The sequence below is a fragment of the Klebsiella sp. JB_Kp031 genome, assembly GCF_040064295.1.
GTDB lineage: Bacteria > Pseudomonadota > Gammaproteobacteria > Enterobacterales > Enterobacteriaceae > Klebsiella > Klebsiella quasipneumoniae.
In genome coordinates, this window is the sequence record NZ_JBEAJW010000043.1 from 46,451 (window position 1) to 66,357 (window position 19,907).

Consider the following 19,907-nt stretch of genomic DNA (forward strand, 5'->3'; position numbering starts at 1 on the left):
TTGTACTATCATAAGCGGCAGTGAAATGAACTGCGGATCATTCCGACCGCAGACTGACAGTCAAAACGACTAAGGACGCATCATGCCCCGACCCATCCCCCTCGAACGTTATCGCAACATCGGTATCTCCGCGCATATCGATGCCGGTAAAACCACCACCACCGAGCGCATCCTGTTTTACACCGGGATGAGCCATAAGCTGGGTGAAGTACACGATGGCGCGGCAACCACCGACTGGATGGCCCAGGAGCAGGAGCGCGGGATCACTATTACCTCGGCGGCGGTGAGCTGCTTCTGGCCGGGTATGGACCGCAGCTTCGAGCCGCACCGGATCAATATCATCGACACCCCGGGGCACGTGGATTTCACCATTGAGGTGGAACGTTCCATGCGCGTGCTCGACGGCGCAGTGATGGTGTATGACTCCGTCGGCGGAGTGCAGCCCCAGTCGGAGACCGTCTGGCGCCAGGCGAATAAATACCATGTCCCGCGGCTGGCCTTCGTCAACAAGATGGACCGCCCCGGGGCGGATTTCTTCCGCGTGGTGCAGATGATGATCGACCGCCTGAAGGCCAACCCGGTGCCGATTGTCATCCCCATTGGCGCCGAAGAGCATTTCACCGGCGTCGTCGACCTGGTGAAAATGCGTGCCATCCTGTGGGATGACGCCACTCAGGGCATGACCTTCAGCTACGGGCCGGTCCCTGACGATCTGCTGGCGACTGCCCGCGAGTGGCGGGAGAAAATGGTCTCGGCGGCGGCGGAGGCCAGCGACGCGCTGATGGACAAATACCTCGAAACCGGCGAGCTGGACGAGGCGGAGATCGTCGCCGGTCTGCGCCAGCGCACGGTGAAGGGGGAAATCCAGGCGGTGCTCTGCGGGAGCGCCTTTAAAAACAAAGGCGTGCAGCGCATGCTCGATGCGGTGGTGGAGCTGATGCCGTCGCCGCTGGATATTCCGGCGATACAGGGCGTGGATGAGAAAGGCCAGCCGGCGGAACGCCATCCGAGCGACGATGAGCCGCTGTCGGCGCTGGCGTTCAAACTGATGACCGACCCCTACGTCGGCCAGCTGACCTTTATCCGCGTCTACTCCGGGACGCTGAAGAAAGGCGATGCGGTGTGGAACCCGGTGAAGGGCAAGAAAGAGCGCATCGGGCGTATCGTGCTGATGCAGGCCAACGATCGCCATGAAGTTGACGAACTGCACGCCGGGGATATCGCGGCCTGCGTTGGGCTGAAGGATGTGACCACCGGTGATACGCTATGCGATCCGGATGCGATTATTACCCTTGAGCGCATGGAGTTTCCGGAGCCGGTGATTTCGCTGGCGATTGAGCCGAAGACCAAAGCGGACCAGGAGAAAATGGGCATCGCGCTGCAGCGGCTGGCGGCGGAAGATCCGTCGTTCCGTCTGCATACCGATGAAGAGTCCGGCCAGACGATTATCTCCGGCATGGGCGAGCTGCATCTGGAGATCATTGTCGACCGGATGAAGCGCGAGTTTGGCGTTGAGGCCAACATTGGTCGTCCGCAGGTCACCTACCGCGAAACCCTGCGCAAGAAAGTGACGGACGTGGAAGGCAAATTTGTGCGCCAGTCCGGCGGTAAAGGACAGTACGGGCACGTCGTGCTGACCCTGGAGCCGCTGGAGCCGGGCAGCGGTTTCGTCTTCGAGGACGCCACCAAAGGCGGGGTAGTGCCGCGCGAGTACATCCCTTCCGTGGAGAAAGGGCTGCGCGAAGCGATGGGCACCGGCGTGCTGGCGGGCTATCCGGTGGTTGATGTGAAAGCGACCCTGACCTTCGGGTCGTACCACGACGTGGACTCCTCGGAAATGGCGTTCCGCATGGCGGCGATCTTCGGCTTCCGGGAAGGGGCGCGCAAAGCGGACCCGGTGATCCTTGAGCCGGTGATGCACGTGGAGGTGGAGACGCCGGAAGAGTACGCCGGGAATATCATGGGCGATCTCTCTTCCCGTCGCGGGATGGTGCAGGGGATGGAAGAGCGCTTCGGCAGCCAGATCATCCGCGCCGATGTGCCGCTGGCGGAGATGTTTGGTTATTCCACCACGCTGCGCTCGATGTCTCAGGGACGAGCAACCTACAGCATGGAGTTCCACCACTACGCGGAAGCGCCGCGCAACGTAGCGGATGAAATCATCGCCAGCCGCGCGAAAAGTTAAGCCAGTCATCCCGGGTAGCGGCTAGCGCCTTACCCGGGCTACTCTGGTACCAGCGTCCAGGCCCGGTAAGGCGAAGCCGCCACCGGGCAAAAAGGTAAGCACGAACTGGGGAGGCAATGCCCGGCGGCGCTGCGCTTGCGCGGGCCTGCGGTCAGGCGTCCTCCCCGGTCATCGTTTGTAGCCCGGGTAAGGCGTTAGCCGCTACCCGGGCATGTCCGCCAATCAGACAATATCCTGCGCGTACTGCCACAACGCCTTCAGCTGCGCCAGCTTCTCTTTATCATCCGCATACTGCTGATACAGCATCTGCAGCTCATCGGCATAGGCCTGCAAAAACTCAGGCGTAAATACCTGACGACGGTGCTCTAACCAGCGCTGCTGCTCATGTTCATCGAGCGTGCCGGGGAAGTTGCGCGCCCGGTAGTTAAACAGCAGGCGTTCGATGCGCTTGTCGGCGAAGGTGATATCCAGCGCCGGCAGATTGCGCGGTTCGGTTTCCAGCACGATTTTCATCGCCGCGCGGTCGGCATCGCTAAAGAACCCATTGTAAAGCTGGGCGTCGACGTTTTCGGACGGCACGAACGGCTCGGCCTCGGCATACACCGCCACCACTTTCTCCCGCACCTGCGGATTCGCCCGCAGCAGCTGGGCATTCTCCAGACAGCGTTGAATGGAGATCCCCAGCCGGTCGGCATCCTGCGGGCGCAGGGTATTGGCCTGGGCCAGCACCGGACATTTGTTCAAATGCACCAGCTTAATCGGCGCCGCCGGCAGATCGCCAAGCTCGGCGCGCGGGGTGTAAAGCCGCTCGCGCAGGGCGTCGGCATCCAGCTCCAGCAGCGGCGCCATATCGCCCGCCAGATCGACCATGATCACCGCATTGCGGTTTTCCGGATGCCAGGCCAGGGGCGCCACCAGGCTGGTGTTGCCGCGCGCGGCGCCGAACATGCCGGAGACATGCACCAGCGGCTTCATCTGCGGCACGTCGATGAGCGTCGCCAGCTTGCGCTTATTGCGGTGGCTGTAGAGATAGTCAAACAGCCGCGGCTGCCGGTTTTTCACCAGCTTCGCCATGGCGATGGTGGCGTAAACGTCGGCCATCGCGTCATGGGCGTTCTGGTGTTCAATACCGTTGGCGACGGTCAGATGTTCAAGCCGGAAGCTCGGCAGACCCTCGTCATTCTCCGGCCAGACGATCCCTTCCGGACGCAGGGCATAGCAGGCGCGCATCACGTCGAGCAGATCCCAGCGCGAGTTATCGTGCTGCCAGCTCCAGGCATAAGGGTCATAGAAGTTGCGATAGAAGATATTCCGCGTCACTTCGTCGTCAAAGCGCACGTTGTTATAGCCGACGATGCAGGTCTGCGGCACCGTGAACAGATCGTGGATGCGGCGGGCAAACGCGGCCTCGTTATCCCCTTTGGCCAGCGCTTCCTGCGGGGTGATCCCGGTGATCATCACCGCCTGCGGCTGCGGCAGATAATCGTCAGCGGGCTTGCAGTAAAACACCTCGGGCTCGCCGAGCACGTTTAACTCCGCGTCGGTGCGGATGGCGGCGAACTGCGCCGGCCGGTCGAGGGAAGGGCTGGTGCCGAAGGTTTCATAATCGTGGAATAAAAATCCGGGCTGGTTGACGCTATCTTGCATAGTCTGTTCATTATCCGTGGTGGCGTGCGACCGGTATGGTAAACGATTTGCCCGGTCATCAGAAGGGTAACGGCAAGCAACTTCCTCTGCTGTGTCATATTTTCTTGCAATTAAACCCTGATATGAAACGCGAAGTTCCGTAAAAAGGACGGCGGATCTGTAAATCTAGAGGATATGCCGTTGAAAGGCCGTTTGTTTATTGCTGTATCTTTGCTCGCTTCGAGCGTTTCCTGCGCATTTGCCGTCGACTTACCTGCTACGGTCGCGCCGCCTTCCATTCAGGCTGGCTCCTGGGTGCTGATGGATTACACCACCGGTCAGGTGCTGACCGCGGGTAACGAACATCAGCAGCGTAATCCTGCCAGCCTGACCAAACTGATGACCGGCTACGTGGTCGATCGCGCCATCGACAGCCATCGTATCACCTTTGACGATATCGTCACCGTAGGTAAAGACGCCTGGGCGAAGGGCAACCCGGTGTTCGACGGGTCATCCCTGATGTTCTTAAAGCCAGGGGACCGCGTCAGCGTCCGCGACCTCAGCCGTGGGCTGATTGTCGACTCCGGCAACGACGCCTGCGTCGCGCTGGCCGACTATGTCGCCGGCGGTCAGCCGCAGTTTGTCGCCCTGATGAATCAGTATGTCGAAAAACTGCATCTGCAGGACACCCATTTCGAAACCGTCCACGGCCTCGATGCCCCGGGCCAGCACAGTTCGGCCTATGACCTGGCGGTGCTGTCGCGGGCGATTATCCATGGCGAGCCTGACGTCTACCACATGTACAGCCAGAAAAGCCTGACGTGGAACGGCATTACCCAGCAAAACCGGAACGGTCTGCTGTGGGATAAAACCATGAACGTTGATGGTCTGAAAACCGGCCACACATCGGGCGCCGGGTTCAACCTGATCGCCTCGGCGGTGGATGGCCAGCGCCGGCTGATCGCCGTGGTGATGGGGGCCGACAGCCCGAAAGGCCGCGAGCAGCAGGCCGCGAAACTGTTACACTGGGGGCAGCAGAACTTCGACACCGTGCAGGTGCTACAGAAGGGGCAGAAGGTCGGCACCGAGCGCATCTGGTACGGCGATAAAGAGCAGATTAAGCTCGGCACCGATCAAGATTTCTGGTTAGCGCTGCCGAAGGCGGAAGTATCGCGGATTAAGGCGAAATATGTGCTGGATAAAAAGGATCTGGAGGCGCCGATCGCCGCCAACCAGCGGGTCGGCGAGATTTCGCTGTATGACGGCGACAAGGTCGTGGGCCACTATCCGCTGGTCACCCTCGAAAGCATTAATAAAGGCGGGGTGTTCTCGCGAATGAGCGATTACCTGCACCACGAGCTGTAACCATGATAACCGCCTCTTTGCAGGCGGTTTTTTTTCGCCTGCCGCCCGGCAGTCGCGGCGACAAAATCGCCGTTTTTTTCATCAGCCGCAATGGCGACTCTGTGAATTCGCGCACATACTGAGGGGGGATCTCCTGCTAGATTGACTGTACATTTATACAGTAATTTGTTCACAAAGGAGGCAAGATGAACTACAGCGTCACCACCCTCGGCAAGAAAACCATTGCCGGTTTCCATCTGGTCGGGCCCTGGGATCAAACCGTCAAGCAGGGGTTTGAGCAACTGATGATGTGGGTTGAGAACCATCAGGTGCCCGCCCGCGAGTGGCTTGCCGTCTACTACGATAACCCGGAGGACGTGCCAGCGGAAAAACTACGCTGCGCCACCGTGGTCGCCGTTGACGAGGATTACGTCATTCCCGCCAACAGCGAAGGGGTGATACTGGCGGCGATTGCCGGCGGGGATTACGCCTGCGCCCGCGCGCGAGTGGTGGATTACGATTTTGCTACCCCGTGGATGCAGTTTTTCGACAGTCTGCTGCAGAGCACAACGCATCGCGTGGCCCCCAGGCCCTGTTTTGAGATCTATCTCAACGATGGCAACCACGACGGCTACTGGGATATCGACATGTATGTCCCCGTTGAGCGTGTCGCGTCGTAGCGGTTTACCCCTGTTCCGGACAAGGATTTTTACATTCCCGGCATGCTCCGGGCGAAAAAGCAGTTACAATTGGCCTTTTCGTTTTGCCGGAGAGGGTTGTGCGCGCTGATAAATCACTCAAGCCATTTGAGATCCGCTTGTATCGCCATTATCGGGTGGTGCATGGTGTGCGGATTGCGCTGGCCTTTGTGCTCACCTTTTTGCTGGTGCGGCTGCTGAACGTGCCCGAGGGGACCTGGCCTCTTATTACCCTGGTGGTGGTGATGGGGCCGATCTCCTTCTGGGGCAACGTCGTGCCGCGGGCGTTTCAGCGCATCGGCGGCACGATCCTCGGCTCGGCGCTGGGGCTGGTGGCGCTGAAGCTTGAGCTTATCTCCCTGCCGCTGATGGTCCTCTGGTGCGCAGCGGCAATGTTCCTCTGCGGCTGGCTGGCGCTGGGCAAGAAACCCTATCAGGCGCTGCTGATCGGCATTACCCTGTCGGTGGTGGTCGGGGCGCCGCCCGGCGATATGCATACCGCGCTGTGGCGAAGCGGCGACGTGATCTTCGGCTCGCTGCTGGCAATGTTGTTTACCGGTATCTGGCCGCAGCGGGCGTTTATCCACTGGCGTATCCAGATGGCCAGCTACGTCACCAACTTCAACCGCCTCTACCAGGCCGGCTTCTCGCCAAATCTGGTGGATCGGCCGCGGCTGGAAAAACATCTTCAGCAGGCGCTCAACGACGTCGTCAAAATGCGCGGGCTGATCACTCCCGCCAGCAAAGAGACGCATATTCAGAAGGCGATCTTCGAGGCTATCCAGACCGTCAGCCGCAACCTCGTGTGCATGCTGGAGCTGCAGATCAACGCCTGGTGGGCAACCCGTCCGGGTCACTTCGTGATGCTCAATGCGCACACCCTACGCGAGACGCAGCAGATGACCCAGCAGACGTTGTTGGCCATCGCCCACGCGCTGTACGAAGGAAACCCTCAGCCTGTGCGCGCCAACAATGAAAAGCTGAATGAGATTGTCCTCGAACTGCGCCAGCTGATGAAAGAGCAGGGGGACGACAGCCTGGCGGAAACCCCGATCCATGGCTATGTTTGGCTCTCTATTGAACTGGCACGCCAGCTGGAGCTGCTGTCGCATCTGATCTGCCGCGCATTGCGCAAATAAGCACCAGATGCGCCGGGTAACTGCATGGGTTGTTTCGATTCAGCAGCGTTTAGGGTTATGATAAACGCAAAGGAAAAAACATTGTCATCAGCGACTGCTAGCAGTTATGTTAGCCCTATAACGCAGTCGCTTTACGAATCCGAATCTCAATTATTAGGGGTGTAAAAATGGAAACAACTAAGCCTTCTTTCCAGGACGTACTGGAGTTTGTTCGTCTGTACCGTCGTAAGAACAAACTGCAGCGTGAAATTCAGGACGTTGAGAAAAAGATCCGTGATAACCAGAAGCGCGTTCTGCTGCTGGACAATCTCAGCGACTACATCAAGCCGGGCATGAGCGTGGAAGCTATCCAGGGCATCATCGCCAGCATGAAGAGCGATTACGAAGACCGCGTTGATGACTACATCATCAAGAATGCCGAGCTGTCCAAAGAGCGTCGCGACATCTCCAAAAAACTGAAAGTGATGGGCGAAGCCAAAGTCGAAGGCTAATCCCTGCTGTCCGGCGGCGGTCAGCGTCGCCGGGCTGTTCTGCACTACCAGCTCCTCAACGCATATTTCTGCGAAAACTTTGTCCCGGCAACTGCCTCTCCTCGCCGACTCTTTGCTATACTGCCCCGCGAAAACGTATTGATATCGGAAAGGTTTCTCTCATCCTGGCCGGGCATCTGACGCAGCGGCGTCAGGGCGATATCTCAACACCTCTCACCTCTCCGACGATCGATTCGCCAGAAGACAAACTCAGGTGCTGACCGGGCGCGACAGAACTCTTCCGCTGCTTTCGCCGACAGGAGTCAACCCCACGTGATTAAGTCATTCTTTGCTGCACTCTCGTTTATCAGCCGTCTGCCGGTCCCGGCGCGGTTATCCCAGGGCCTGGAGATCGAACAGTACCAGCGCAGTATCGTCACCTTCCCGCTGGTCGGTTTACTGCTCGGCGCTATCGCCGGCGCGGTGGTGTACCTCCTGCAGCCATGGTGCGGCGTCCCGCTGGCGGCGCTGTTCGGCGCGCTGGCGCTGGCGCTGCTCACCGGCGGATTTCATCTTGACGGGCTGGCCGATACCTGCGACGGCATCTTCTCCGCCCGCACTCGCGATCGGATGCTGGAGATCATGCGCGACAGCCGGCTGGGGACCCACGGCGGTCTGGCGCTGATTTTTGTGCTGGTGGCCAAGGTGCTGGTGGTCGGCGAACTGCTGCTACGCGATGTCAACCCCATCGCGGCGCTGGCGGCGGCCTGCGCCGTCGGTCGCGGGATGGCGGTACTGCTGATGTATCGCCATCGCTATGCGCGGGAAAAAGGGTTGGGCAATCTGTTTATTGGCAAGATTAGCCTGCAGCAGACGCTAACGACGTTGGCGATAGCGATCGCGCTGGCCACCGCCCTGCTGGGGCTGCAGGGGCTGCGCGCCGCGCTGATCGCCCTGGTGCTGATCGGGGGCCTGGGGTGGGCGCTGAAGCGCACCCTCGGCGGGCAGACCGGGGATACCCTCGGAGCGGCGATCGAGCTGGGCGAAGTATTCTTTTTACTGGCGCTACTGTAAGGCCTGGCATCCACGGTGAGGAACAGAATGGAAACACTTTCGGCGTTACTGGCTGCCATTCCGCAGCCCGATGTGGCGGGCATGGCGCGCGCGCAGCAGCATATTGATGGCCTGTTAAAGCCGCCCGGCAGCCTTGGTCGTCTGGAGAGCCTGGCGGTGCAGCTGGCCGGTCTGCCGGGGCTGCAGGGGCAGCTGGCGCTGAGCGATAAAGCCATCGTGGTCATGTGCGCCGACCATGGCGTCTGGCATGAAGGCGTGACCCCTTCGCCGCAGGCGGTGACGGCCATTCATGCCGGCAATATGGTACGGGGCAACACCGGGGTCTGCGTGCTGGCGGCGCAGGCCGGGGTGAGAGTGGAGGTGGTGGATGTCGGCATCGACGCCGAGCCGCTGCCGGGCCTGATCAACCTCAAGGTGGCCCGCGGTAGCGGGAATATCGCCCGGACGGCGGCGATGAGCCGTCAGCAGGCGGAGACGGTGCTGCTGGCCAGCATGCATTTCACCCGCCAGCTCGCCGCCGACGGAGTGAAAGTCTTTGGCGTGGGAGAGCTGGGGATGGCCAATACCACCCCGGCGGCAGCGACGATCAGCGTCCTGACCGGCAGCGACCCCGACGCGGTGGTGGGCTGCGGGGCCAATCTGCCGCTGGCGCAGCGGGGCCATAAGGTGGCGGTGGTGCGCCAGGCGATCGCTTATAACCAGCCGAACCCGGCGGACGGGCTGGACGTGCTGGCGAAGGTGGGCGGTTTTGATCTGGTGGGCATGACCGGGGTGATCCTCGGGGCGGCTTCCTGCGGTCTGCCGGTGGTGCTGGATGGTTTCCTCTCCTACGCTTCGGCTCTGGCGGCCTGCCGCATGGCCCCGGCGGCGCACCCGTATCTTATCCCTTCGCACCTGTCGGCGGAGAAAGGGGCGCGGATCGCCCTCGACGCGCTGGGTCTGCGCCCGTATCTCGATATGGACATGCGCCTGGGGGAGGGCAGCGGCGCCGCGCTGGCCATGCACCTGCTGGATGCCGCCAGTGCAATGTACCATCAGATGGGGACCCTGGCGCAGAGCAACATTGTGCTGCCCGATAGCGCGCCAGCGTCCTGATGATAAAGCGCATCGTTTCGACGATGCGCCGGGTTTACAGCGCCTGCTGCCAGACCGCCTGCGGTAGCAGGTAAACCTGCGCCGGGGCGCGCATACCGTCGCTGACAATATGACCGATACCGCTGGCCATCACCGCCAGGGTGACGTCAAAGGCGTTCAGGCTGTCGCCGAAGCCGGCGGTCAGGTTGAGCATCGAGCCATTGGCCATCAGGTAGACGGTTTTGTCAGCCATGCGGTAGGCGTTGATATACGGCATCACCTCTTCCTGAGGATACTGGCGCAGGTATTCGCCGTCGATCTCTTCCGCCACGTGGCCGACGTTAAGGATAAACACTCCCGCTTTCGCCCGGTCCAGCGCCTGGCGATTAACCACGTTTTTACCGCCTGTCGCCGTGGCGACCACGTCCGCCGAGGCGATAGCCTCCTGGAGATCGACCACGTGCCAGCCGTCATAGGCCGCCTGCAGTCGACGGGCAGGATCGATCTCCGCCACCATCACCTGGCCGCCAAAAGCTTTTGCCGCCGCCGCCACGCCCTGGCCAACCAGGCCGTAGCCGATGACCAGCACTTTTTTCTCATGCAGGGTGAGATGAGTGGTCTGGAAGAAGGTATGCCAGGCGGTGAGTCCGACCATATGGCGGTTATGCAGCCCCTCTTTGACCGGCAGATCGTCCCAGTTAAAGATCGGATAGCCGGGCTGAATATCCCCCAGCCGATTGACGCCGGAGCCGGTGGCTTCCAGACCCGCCACGATGTTGCCGAACTCGCCGCGCTGGTGGAGGAGGGTGGTGATATCGGCTCCCATTTCGCACAGGTGAGTCGGCTGCCAGGCGATCGCTTTTTCCCATGACTGTTGCCAGTCGGCATCGCTCATATTGCGCCAGGCGCAGGCCTCGGCGCCACGCTCCACCAGCCAGGCCACCACGTCGTCCTGCACGGTGGTGGGGTTACAGGTAGTTAAAAAGACCTGAGCGCCCTTGTCGAGGATCCCCTGCACCAGCGGGATCATTTTCATGTCGAGGTGCATACAGCAGGCCAGGCGGACGCCGCTGAGGTCGGGCAGGGCGGCGACCTGGCGCAGGGTACGCGGCATATTCTGGCTGGCCCATGCCACTTCTTTCGCTAAAGAGATTTTATTATTCACTGGGTTATGACCTTCAGTTCGCAAAGGGGTATCCCCCTGACAGAAAAGGGATTCTATCAGTCCGGGCGAGAATTCACAGCCCTGTGCCGCCTGGAAATCGCCGCCCGTGCAATCCCCTGCGAAATACAGGGTTGTTAATGAAAGGTTAAAAAAAGAAAATAAAATATAAGTTATTCCTATGATCTGAGCGATAAAGCGATGTTGAGTGTCATTCCCGCGGGCCTGTTTTCACGGCTGCGGATTTTCCTTGGGCGGTTGAAGCCGCATGCGCTGCCGGTGGCTCGACGGCATATTGTGCTGGGATCCATCGGCGCCGGCACCGGCCTGGCGGTGACCAGCATGTTCAGCCACTGGCTGCTGGGCGAAGTTAACCTGTGGTTTATTGCCCCCATGGGCGCCTCGGCGGTACTCCTGTTTGGCGTGCCGAGCAGTCCGCTGGCGCAGCCGTGGTCGATTGTCGGCGGCAATGTGCTGTCGGCGCTGATCGGCGTCACGGTGGGTATGCTGGTGCCCGACCCGGCGCTGGCCTGCGGGCTGGCGGCGGCGCTGGCCATCGCCGGAATGTATTTTCTGCGCTGCCTGCATCCTCCCGGCGGCGCGGTGGCCCTGACGGCGATCCTCGGCGGCGCCGGGGTGCACAGCGAAGGCTATCACTTTGTGCTGACGCCGGTGCTGCTCAACTCGCTGATGCTGGCGCTGCTGGCCATCGTGTTTAACAATCTGGTTGGCCGCCGCTACCCCCATCCGCTGGCGGCAGAGGAGGTCAAATCCCGGACGGTGCCGCTGGGCATTTCGGTTACCCGGGAAGATATTCACGCCGCGCTGCTGGAAGGACAGTTCCTCGACATTGACGAAGACGATGTCCAGGAACTGCTGGAAAATATCGAACAGCAGGCGCGCCAGCGCATCGCGGCGGCTGGCCGCCGCTGACAGCACTCTCCCGGCCGCGGGTTAGAGATCGCCGGTAAGATACTGGGCGACCCCGCGGCCAAAGCTCCAGTCGCCTTTCTGGTTGCTGATAATCGACACCATCAGATCATCGCCGCTCAGGCCGCAGTGCTCCGCCAGCTCCTCCTGCAATATGGCGAAGAAGCGCTGCTTCTGCGCGTCGCTGCGCGGGCTGGTATAGACCCGCACCACCACCAGATCCCGCGTGCGGGTCAGTCCGAGGCCGGTATCTTCAATCACCATATGGTGGACTTTGTTTTCGTGAACAATCTGGTAGCGGTCGCGTTCCGGTACCTCGAAGGCGCGCAGCACGGCGCGATGAGCGGCATCCAGCAGGGTTCTGATCTCCTGTTCCGTACGGCCTTCTATCAGGTCAAATGTCAGTAATGGCATGCAGGTGTTCCTTATCGTTAGGCAATAATCGCGGTCTGATAAAGATGGTAGCCGATGCCGTCGCGGGCAAAAACCGCTATAGTTGAATACATTGTTTTTACTGGTGAACAATCAACATGAGCGAGAGTCGTCCGGAGAGTTACTGGGCCCATCTCTACTGGCTGACGGTGCTGGAAGAGCAGAAAAGCTATACCCGGGCCGCGGAAAAGCTGGGGATCAGCAAGTCGGCCATCAGCCAGAAAATCAGCGAGCTGGAGCGGGTGACCGGTAAAACACTGGTCCATCGCACCACCCGCAGCGTCAGCCTCAGCGACGACGGGCTGCGGCTGGTGGCGGAGCTCAATGAGCCGTTTGGCCAGCTGCGGGATATTTTCACCGGCGCTTGCGATGAGGGCGGGCCGTTGCGGGGGACGCTGCGCCTGACCGCGCCGGTGGCTTTTTCCCGTCAACAGCTGGTGCCGGCGATCGCGCCGTTTTTGCATCAGCATCCCCAGCTGCATCTGCAGCTGGAGGTTACCGACCGGCTGGTCTCTCTCGGCAGCGAAGGGTTCGACCTCGCCATCCGCCACTGTCTGCGCGAGGCGCTCCCGGACACCCACGTCGCCTGGCCGCTGTGCCACACCGCGACGCTGATCGTCGCGTCCGCCGACTATATCCTTCGCCATGGCCGCCCCGAGACGCCTGACGATCTGCGTCATCACCAGTGCCTGACCTATCCCCGTGGGCCCCAGCGCCCGCAGTGGACGTTTGCCTCCCGCCAGACGCCCGATGAACGGGTGACCATCAACGTGCAGGGGCCGTTCGCCACCAACAACAGCGAGTCGCTGCGCGATGCGGTGCTGGCGGGGTTGGGGGTGGCGCTGCTGCCGGATTTTAGCGCCCGGGAGGCCATCGGCCGCGGGCTGGTGCAGGAGCTGCTGCCGGCGTGGCAGCCGGTGGAGGTGTTCGCCGATCGGCTGTACGTCATCCGGCCCTATGCTCCGCGGGTGTCGCGCGCGGTGGAGACATTCAGCCGCTACCTGAAAGCGACCTTCAGCGAGCCGCGTCCAGCTCCCGCGCCAGCGCCTCGCTGAATCGGGGGAGCAGATGGCGCTCGCCGGGAAGCAACTGCGCCAGGGTGACGGTTTTGTCGGCGCGGTAGACCCGCCCGCTGCCGAGCTGCGCTTCGAAGGCGTTCGCCGCCTGATGCGCCGCGCTCAGGTCGGCGTCAATAAGGATCACCGCATGGGCCAGCACCACATGGCCGCCGCTCGCCGTCAGCGGCCGCCAGTACTGGGCGGTACCGACAATCTTACGCGCCGCCTCTCCCTCCCCGCAGGCGAGATTATAACGGCCATCGCAAAAGGAACCGCTCACCGCCTGGGGGTGGCTGGCAACGCCGAAGCGCGCGAGGGTGCGCTGCAGCACAGCGCACAGCGAGTGATAGATGGGTTCGGCGGCTTCGCCGAGCGGCTGCTGCACCGGCCAGGCGAGGCTGAGGTTGATAATCCCCGGCCCCTGGGGCACCAGACCGCCCCCGGAGCGGCGGAGCCATACCGGCCAGCCCCGCGCGGCAAAATGCGCGCTGACCGCCGGCAGGTCCGCAAACTGACGATAGCTCCCCGGCACCACGAATCCCTGCGGCGCCTGCCAGAGCTGGGCGACGGCCTCGCCGGCGCAGGCTTTGGCAAACAGCGGCTGTTCTGCCAGGGTGGGGTCCTCGCAAAACTGCAGCGCCAGCGAGGCGGGGGTAAAGCGGCGTGGCCAGCAGTCGGCCAGAGGCAATAAAGACATGCATTCTCCTTACCGGAGGGCGCGGGTCGCGCCCTCCGCAGGCGGGTCAGTCGACGGTATGTTTTTTCATCAGCAGCGCGGTGAGTGCTGACAGCAGGCATCCCGCGGTCAGATAGAGGGCCACGCTGTGCCAGGCTCCCCCGGAGAAGGTGACCAGCGCCGCGGCGATAAACGGCGTAAAGCCGCCGCCGACTACGCTCGCTACCTGGTAGCCGACGCCGGCGCCGCTATAGCGATAGCTGGCGCCGAACAGCTCGGTAAACATCGGCTGCTGGACGCAGACCACCATATCATGAGCGATATTGGCCAGCATCAGGGCGAAGAACAGGATCCAGAAAACGGACTGACTCTCCAGCGCCATAAAGAACGGGAAACCGCTCAGCGTGCCGATTAGCGCCCCGGTAATGTAGATCCGCCGACGGCCAAAACGGTCCGCCAGCCAGGCGAAGCAGGGGATAGTCAGACAGCTGAGGCCGCCCACCAGCAGGCCGATGTTGAGAAACAGCTCACGCGGCAGGCCGAGGTTTTGCGTTGAGTAATTGAGGGCGAAGGCGGTAACGATATACATGGTCAGCAGTTCGCACAACCGCAGGGCAATAATCAGTAAAAACGCCCCGGGATGGCGAAGCAGGGCTTCCACCACCGGCAGCCGCTTTTTCACCTGCGGCGCGTTGGTCTGGCGCTGTTGGGCCTCAAACTCCTGCGATTCGGCCATACCGTTACGGATCCACAGCGCAATCAGGACCAGCGCCACGCTGAACAGGAAGGGTAAGCGCCAGCCCCAGCTGAGAAACTGCTCGTCGGTGGTCAGGCTGCTGATCAGCGATACCAGCCCGGTGGAGAGCAGCAGGCCGACGCCGTAGCCCACCTGCACGCCGCTGCTGTAAAAGGCTTTTTTTCCCTTCGGAGCGTTCTCCACCGAGAGCAGCGCCGCGCCGCCCCATTCGCCGCCGACGGCAAAGCCCTGAACCGCCCGCAGGAATACCAGCAGCACCGGCGCCCACCAGCCGATCTGGCTGAACGACGGGAGCAGGCCGATGCAGGCGGTGGCGATACCCATCATCCAGACGGTCATCATCAGCATCCGCTTGCGCCCGAGACGGTCGCCGAAGTGGCCAAAGATAATCCCGCCCAGCGGGCGAAAAAGAAACCCGACGCCGAAGGTGGCAAATGCGGCAAGGGTGCCCATCGCCGGGCTGATTTGCGGGAAAAATTCGCGGTTGAACACCAGCGCGGCGGTAATGCCATAGAGAAGAAAATCGTACCAGTCGACCACGGCGCCGGCAAAGCTGCCCCATGCCGCCCGCCGGGCCCGATGCAGCGAATCCGGCGCCTCGTCGGGCTGCACGCTTATTGTTGAATCCATACCCTGTCCTGTCAGTCACATATTCGTTGTTATTGGAATGAGACGCTTTTCGCGTAGCGTCTGCACTGAGACTACCGCGCGGCGGCCGTGGAGGAAAGTAGTTTGCCTGCTAAGCGGAGAACTGGTGCAAAAATAAGCGGCCGGAAAGGCGGGCGAAATCACACCCTTTACTAAACATTCTGGCAATTTGCCAGCCAGCTTATACTTTTAATTAAATCAACGGATAACAAAGAGGAGCACCTTTTAAGAATTGACGTAAATGGTTTACACTTAACATGTCTCCTTCTCTGGAATGGTGAGTTAAATGCGTCTACTTCTTGCAGTTTTATTTTGTTCTGTCATGTTGCCTTCTGCTTATGCTGAAAAACTGCCTGCGCCGACAGGAAAACCTGTACTGACCATTTCCGGGAAAATCGGAAATACGAACGTCGGTGACAAGGCGGTTTTTGATCTCGCGATGCTGGAAAAACTGGGCATGAAGACGGTGGAAACCACCACCCCCTGGTACACCGGGAAGGTCCGTTTTGATGGCATTCCCCTTAATAAACTCATGGATTTAGTCGGCGCTAAAGGCCAATCCGTCCGCGTGCTGGCGCTCAACGACTACACCACCCTTATCCCGATGGACGATTTTTATAAATTCCCGGTCATTATGGCGTTAAAAATGAACGGCGAATATATGCGCGTTCGGGATAAAGGCCCGTTATTTATCGTCTACCCTTACGACAGCAGTGCTGAATTACAGAACCAGATCTATTATTCCCGATCGGCCTGGCAAGTTTCTAAGATTATTATAGAGTAAGGGTTGGATCTTGAATCGAATACTCACGGCTATTATTTTGTCGTTGTTTATTGTTACTGGATATATTACTTATCTGGTGCATGAGCGACAAAGTGAGTTGCAAAAATTTACCCGCTATACGGACTCGTGGTCAATGTCGCAGATGGTATCGGAATATATGCGACTGGAGTCTCGTCTGGCGGGCATGGCGATTGGGGCCGAAGGGGCGGACCACGATGAGGTGCGCCTGCGCCTCGAGATCATGATGAGCCAGATCGAACTTCTGCAGCAGGGCGATCTGGGTCGCTTTATTAATAAAAGCGAACAGCGGAAGGCGGTGGTCGCCACGCTGATCCGCAATCTTCATTTGCTTGATAAACAAGTTGACACCATGACGCCGGCACAGGTTAAAGCGATCCTGCCGGTGTTAAGCGAGCTGGATGGTCCCCTGACCTCAATGGCGGCCGCCACGCTGACGCAAGATATTAATATCGTTAATATCACCCATGATAAAATTCAGCATCTCTATTATATCTACTCGGTGATCTCCATTTTGCTGATCGCCATGTGTATTACCCTCGGGCTGCTGATGCTGCGGCAGAATAATAATCTGCGGCGCGCCCACGTTCGTATGAAAACCCTGGCCAACGATCTGCAGGTCTCGAAAGAGAAGCTGCAGGTGCAGAACCGTCGTCTGCAGTACGACGCCTACCATGATTCGCTGACCGGTATGCCAAACCGTCTCTCTTTCTGGCAGCGTCTGCAGGAGATCGTCAATCAGGTGCGTCCCTATAACGGATGCGCCGTGGTGATGCTTTTTGACCTCGACAGCTTTAAGGATGTAAACGATACCCTCGGCCATGACGCCGGCGATAAGCTGCTGCAGGATCTGGCCAGCCGCCTCTCTTTTTTCCGTAAAACCTCTGAGACGCTGTATCGCCTCGGCGGCGATGAGTTCGCGATGCTCTCTTACGATCTCACCGAAGAGATGGCCCTCGAGCGGGCCAATGTTATCCGGGAGAAGATCAGCCAGCCCTATCAGATCTACGATGCGCAGATTAATATCGACGCCTGCATCGGGATCGTGATCTCTGATGGCGAAAGCCGGACCGATTATCTGTATAAGTGCGCCGACCTCGCGCTGTATGAGGCGAAAAAAGAGGGCAGCGGCCATGTACAAATCTTCCGGCCGGGGATGCTGCAGCGTCTGCAGGAGAATAAATCGTTTGAAGACGATCTGCTGCAGGCCCTGTCCCATGACGAATTCAAAGTCTACTACCAGCCGATCGCCGATACCGTCACGCGCGAAATCTACGGCTACGAAGCGCTGGTTCGCTGGTTCCATCCGGTGCGCGGCGCCGTGCCGCCGACGGTGTTTATCCCGGTGGCAGAGAAAATCGGCCTTATCAATGCCCTCGGCGAGTGGGTGCTGAAAACCGCCTGTGCCGAAGCGGCCAGCTGGGCGACGCCGCTCAAGGTCTCGGTCAACGTTTCGCCGATTCAGCTGATGAACACCTCGCTGACCGACACCATTATCAGCGTATTGCAGCAGACTGGCCTCGACCCGCGACGGTTGGATCTGGAGATCACCGAGTCGGACGTGTTCAATGAGAACACCCGTTCGCTGGAAATTCTCAGCCAGCTGCGCGAGCAGGGCATTCAAATCTCCATCGATGACTTCGGTACCGGCTATTCTTCGTTGTCACGTTTAAGCTACTTCCCGTTCGACAAAATCAAAATCGACCGCTCGTTTGTTATTAATATTCCGGAGCAAAAAGACGATCTGGATATCGTGCGCCTGATTATCAGCATGGGAAAGAGCCTGCATATGCGTATTGTGGCTGAAGGCGTGGAGACCGAAGAGCAGTTGGCCTCGCTACAGGCGCTGGGCTGCGACCTGGTGCAGGGCTATTTAATCGGCAAACCGAGTCCGCTGCGCTAATTTAAATGTAAACGGCTTAACATAATTATTGCGGGGCGATTTCAGGACACTGTAATCGCCTTTTTTATTTTATCAAAGCGTTAATCCCTGAGGGGTATAAAAAGGAGTAGAGGTAAAATTCACCGGCAAAATAATATCCTTCCCCTTTGAAAGAGGTATATGATATGCATCATATCGATTATTTCTGACCGTATCCTGTGCGACGGTAAAGTGAGGCGCAATCATGCAGCGAATTATTATTCCCACCCATTACGTTCATACCCGCAGCACGCCGCTGTGGACAAAGGAGACCGCTCCGGCCTCTATCTGGCGCCGCCATCTGGACGCTGGCACCCGCCAGGGGGTCTATCCCCGGCTGTCGGTGATGCAGGGGGCGATCCGCTATCTCGGCTATGCCGATGAGAGCAGCCCCGAGCCGGTTGAAACCCTGACCATTGAAGCCGGCCAGTTTGGCGTTTTTCCGCCGGAAAAATGGCACTGCATTGAGGCCCTGTCGGAGGACACGGTATTTAATGTCGACTTCTATGTTGATCCGAATATTCTTATCGAGGGCTAAAAGCATGAACAGTGAAAATAAAGGTTATACCTTAGCGGTAGAGAATGGCCGCCTTCAGCGGAAACAAGAAAAAATATTCCTCAAACCGATGGCATTGTATATTCCGCAGCAGGCGGTGGAGGCCGTTAATGGGCTGCTGAGCGATCTGCCGGACGACAATTTAGAGGGGGAGTTTGTGCTGACGGTCACCAATAACAATAACGGCGTCTCGGTCGATAAAAGCTTTTCCTCGCTGGCGGCGCTGCGCGATCCGCTCGCCGCGGCCGATGCAGTGAAGGAGCTGATCAATATCGTCCGCGGCTATGAGTCCGACGAAGAGACCAACGTTTGCGGCTGGTAAGGCCGCTATCCCGCTGCCGGCTGGCCGCTGTCGCCCGAGGCCATCTGCCCCACCAGCCACTCCCGCAGCGCGATAATATCCCCCCGCTGCGCTGCCGCCTCGGTGGTGACCAGGTAGTAGCTGGCGCCCGGTAACGCGCTGCTGAATGGCGCGGATAACACTCCGCGCTGCAGCAGATCCCGCGCCAGCAGTTCGCTGGCGATCACCGCCCCCTGGCCAGCCACCGCCGCCTGCAGGGCATGGGTTTCATCGCTAAATGTTAACCCCGCGTCAATATTCAGCGTCGGCGGTCCATAGCGGCGACGCCAGTTCTCCCAGCTCGGCGAATCCGCCGGTACGTGCCGGTTGGCGACGTGAAACAGTGTTACTTCCGCCAGATCGTCAGGCCGACTGAGGGCCAGCGTCGGGCTGGCGACCACGATAAAGCGATCCTCATGCAGCAGCGTACAGCACAGATCCGGCTCGGGCGTTTCGCGATAGCGAATCGCGGCGTCCACCGTGCCCAGATGCAGATCCACCCGTTCGACGCTGGTGTGCAGACGCAGGTCGATAGCCGGAAAGCGGGCGGTGAAGTCCGCCAGCCGTGGCACCAGCCAGTGGGTGAGAAAATTGGAGGTGGTGGTGACGGTTAAGGATGGCGGCTGGCGGGCCTGGGCTATCTGCACAACGGCCTGCTCCAGGGCGCTGAAGGCGCGCTGGGTGGCGGCGTAGAGGATCTCGCCGTCGGCGGTCAGGCTGACGCCCTGCGCGCTGCGCTCGCAGACCCGGCACTCCAGGACCGATTCCAGCAGTTTAATCTGATGGCTGACCGCCGTCGCGCTGACGCCGAGCGCCCCGGCGGCCAGTTTAAAACTACGCTGGCGGGCGACGGCGTGGAAGGCGCGCAGGGCGCCCAGCGGCGGCAGGCGGGGTGTTCTCATGGCTGAGTTTTTCTCATCTATGGCTGAAAACTATGCGTTTGTGTGTCCCTGTATAGTGGCGATAGGCTACGGGCATGTAAAGACGATGGCATGAGTTATTTTCATGTCGTTTA

19 protein-coding genes are annotated in these 19,907 nt (G+C 59.9%); 13 read left to right on the forward strand and 6 right to left on the reverse strand.

Going from position 1 to position 19,907, the window contains the following annotated elements:
• Positions 1–82 precede the first annotated feature (82 nt).
• On the forward strand, positions 83–2,185 hold the full coding sequence (fusA, locus tag ABLV64_RS24755; protein WP_004203548.1) for an elongation factor G: 2,103 nt from the start codon (positions 83–85) through the stop codon (positions 2,183–2,185).
• 222 nt (positions 2,186–2,407) lie between these two features.
• Here fusA and sbcB read toward each other — a convergent pair whose 3' ends face one another.
• Entirely contained in the window at positions 2,408–3,832 is a 1,425-nt protein-coding gene (gene sbcB / locus ABLV64_RS24760) for an exodeoxyribonuclease I (protein ID WP_017899700.1), read from the reverse strand.
• A gap of 180 nt (positions 3,833–4,012) precedes the next feature.
• On the opposite strand from sbcB, the gene dacD reads away from it, so the two are divergent.
• The 6 genes from dacD (at position 4,013) to cobT (ending at position 9,631) form a co-directional block, all read left to right on the forward strand.
• Positions 4,013–5,176: a serine-type D-Ala-D-Ala carboxypeptidase DacD gene (gene dacD, locus ABLV64_RS24765; RefSeq protein WP_004203546.1), complete on the forward strand. Its 1,164-nt coding sequence runs from the start codon at positions 4,013–4,015 to the stop codon at positions 5,174–5,176.
• A gap of 185 nt (positions 5,177–5,361) precedes the next feature.
• Positions 5,362–5,835 carry a DNA gyrase inhibitor SbmC gene (gene sbmC, locus ABLV64_RS24770; RefSeq protein WP_017899697.1) on the forward strand — a complete coding sequence of 158 codons (474 nt, stop codon included), beginning with the start codon at positions 5,362–5,364 and terminating at the stop codon, positions 5,833–5,835.
• A gap of 98 nt (positions 5,836–5,933) precedes the next feature.
• Positions 5,934–6,992 (forward strand): FUSC family protein, encoded by a 1,059-nt coding sequence (locus tag ABLV64_RS24775; protein ID WP_004203544.1) that lies wholly within the window; start codon positions 5,934–5,936, stop codon positions 6,990–6,992.
• A gap of 167 nt (positions 6,993–7,159) precedes the next feature.
• A complete protein-coding gene (locus ABLV64_RS24780) occupies positions 7,160–7,483 on the forward strand; it encodes a DUF496 family protein (protein ID WP_002911883.1) in 324 nt (107 codons plus the stop codon).
• 312 nt (positions 7,484–7,795) lie between these two features.
• Positions 7,796–8,536: an adenosylcobinamide-GDP ribazoletransferase gene (cobS, locus tag ABLV64_RS24785; RefSeq protein WP_004203543.1), complete on the forward strand. Its 741-nt coding sequence runs from the start codon at positions 7,796–7,798 to the stop codon at positions 8,534–8,536.
• A gap of 27 nt (positions 8,537–8,563) precedes the next feature.
• Positions 8,564–9,631 (forward strand): nicotinate-nucleotide--dimethylbenzimidazole phosphoribosyltransferase, encoded by a 1,068-nt coding sequence (gene cobT / locus ABLV64_RS24790; protein WP_048325042.1) that lies wholly within the window; start codon positions 8,564–8,566, stop codon positions 9,629–9,631.
• A gap of 34 nt (positions 9,632–9,665) precedes the next feature.
• Here cobT and ABLV64_RS24795 read toward each other — a convergent pair whose 3' ends face one another.
• A complete protein-coding gene (locus ABLV64_RS24795) occupies positions 9,666–10,775 on the reverse strand; it encodes an adenosylhomocysteinase (RefSeq protein WP_004203536.1) in 1,110 nt (369 codons plus the stop codon).
• Positions 10,776–10,973: 198 nt separating this feature from the next.
• Here ABLV64_RS24795 and ABLV64_RS24800 point away from each other — a divergent pair, with 198 nt between their 5' ends.
• A complete protein-coding gene (locus ABLV64_RS24800) occupies positions 10,974–11,705 on the forward strand; it encodes an HPP family protein (protein ID WP_017899693.1) in 732 nt (243 codons plus the stop codon).
• A gap of 21 nt (positions 11,706–11,726) precedes the next feature.
• Here the strand turns inward: ABLV64_RS24800 and ABLV64_RS24805 are convergent, their stop codons facing one another.
• Positions 11,727–12,116 carry a tautomerase family protein gene (locus tag ABLV64_RS24805; RefSeq protein ID WP_023318664.1) on the reverse strand — a complete coding sequence of 130 codons (390 nt, stop codon included), beginning with the start codon at positions 12,114–12,116 and terminating at the stop codon, positions 11,727–11,729.
• A gap of 116 nt (positions 12,117–12,232) precedes the next feature.
• On the opposite strand from ABLV64_RS24805, the gene ABLV64_RS24810 reads away from it, so the two are divergent.
• Positions 12,233–13,189 carry a LysR family transcriptional regulator gene (locus ABLV64_RS24810; protein ID WP_348843113.1) on the forward strand — a complete coding sequence of 319 codons (957 nt, stop codon included), beginning with the start codon at positions 12,233–12,235 and terminating at the stop codon, positions 13,187–13,189.
• On the opposite strand, the gene ABLV64_RS24815 is transcribed toward ABLV64_RS24810, so the two are convergent.
• Together ABLV64_RS24815 and shiA are read right to left on the reverse strand one after the other, a co-directional pair.
• Positions 13,149–13,889, reverse strand: a complete 741-nt coding sequence (locus ABLV64_RS24815) for a lipoate--protein ligase family protein (RefSeq protein ID WP_146412027.1) — start codon at positions 13,887–13,889, stop codon at positions 13,149–13,151. The two genes, ABLV64_RS24810 and ABLV64_RS24815, sit on opposite strands and share 41 nt — an antisense overlap.
• Positions 13,890–13,935: 46 nt before the next feature.
• The gene (shiA, locus tag ABLV64_RS24820; RefSeq protein ID WP_048325038.1) at positions 13,936–15,255 is read right to left on the reverse strand and encodes a shikimate transporter; all 1,320 of its coding nucleotides are present in this window, start codon (positions 15,253–15,255) and stop codon (positions 13,936–13,938) included.
• A gap of 340 nt (positions 15,256–15,595) precedes the next feature.
• Here shiA and ABLV64_RS24825 point away from each other — a divergent pair, with 340 nt between their 5' ends.
• From ABLV64_RS24825 to ABLV64_RS24840, 4 genes are all read left to right on the forward strand, one after another.
• Positions 15,596–16,057, forward strand: coding sequence for a molybdopterin-dependent oxidoreductase (locus tag ABLV64_RS24825; RefSeq protein ID WP_023318660.1), 462 nt, complete (start codon positions 15,596–15,598; stop codon positions 16,055–16,057).
• Between the two features lie 10 nt (positions 16,058–16,067).
• On the forward strand, positions 16,068–17,978 hold the full coding sequence (locus tag ABLV64_RS24830; RefSeq protein ID WP_017899687.1) for an EAL domain-containing protein: 1,911 nt from the start codon (positions 16,068–16,070) through the stop codon (positions 17,976–17,978).
• A 223-nt stretch (positions 17,979–18,201) separates the two neighbouring features.
• Positions 18,202–18,534, forward strand: coding sequence for a DUF1971 domain-containing protein (locus tag ABLV64_RS24835; protein ID WP_004203524.1), 333 nt, complete (start codon positions 18,202–18,204; stop codon positions 18,532–18,534).
• A 4-nt stretch (positions 18,535–18,538) separates the two neighbouring features.
• Positions 18,539–18,874 (forward strand): DUF1869 domain-containing protein, encoded by a 336-nt coding sequence (locus ABLV64_RS24840; protein ID WP_032456346.1) that lies wholly within the window; start codon positions 18,539–18,541, stop codon positions 18,872–18,874.
• Positions 18,875–18,879: 5 nt separating this feature from the next.
• On the opposite strand, the gene ABLV64_RS24845 is transcribed toward ABLV64_RS24840, so the two are convergent.
• A complete protein-coding gene (locus ABLV64_RS24845; RefSeq protein ID WP_004203519.1) occupies positions 18,880–19,794 on the reverse strand; it encodes a LysR substrate-binding domain-containing protein in 915 nt (304 codons plus the stop codon).
• Positions 19,795–19,907 lie beyond the last annotated feature (113 nt).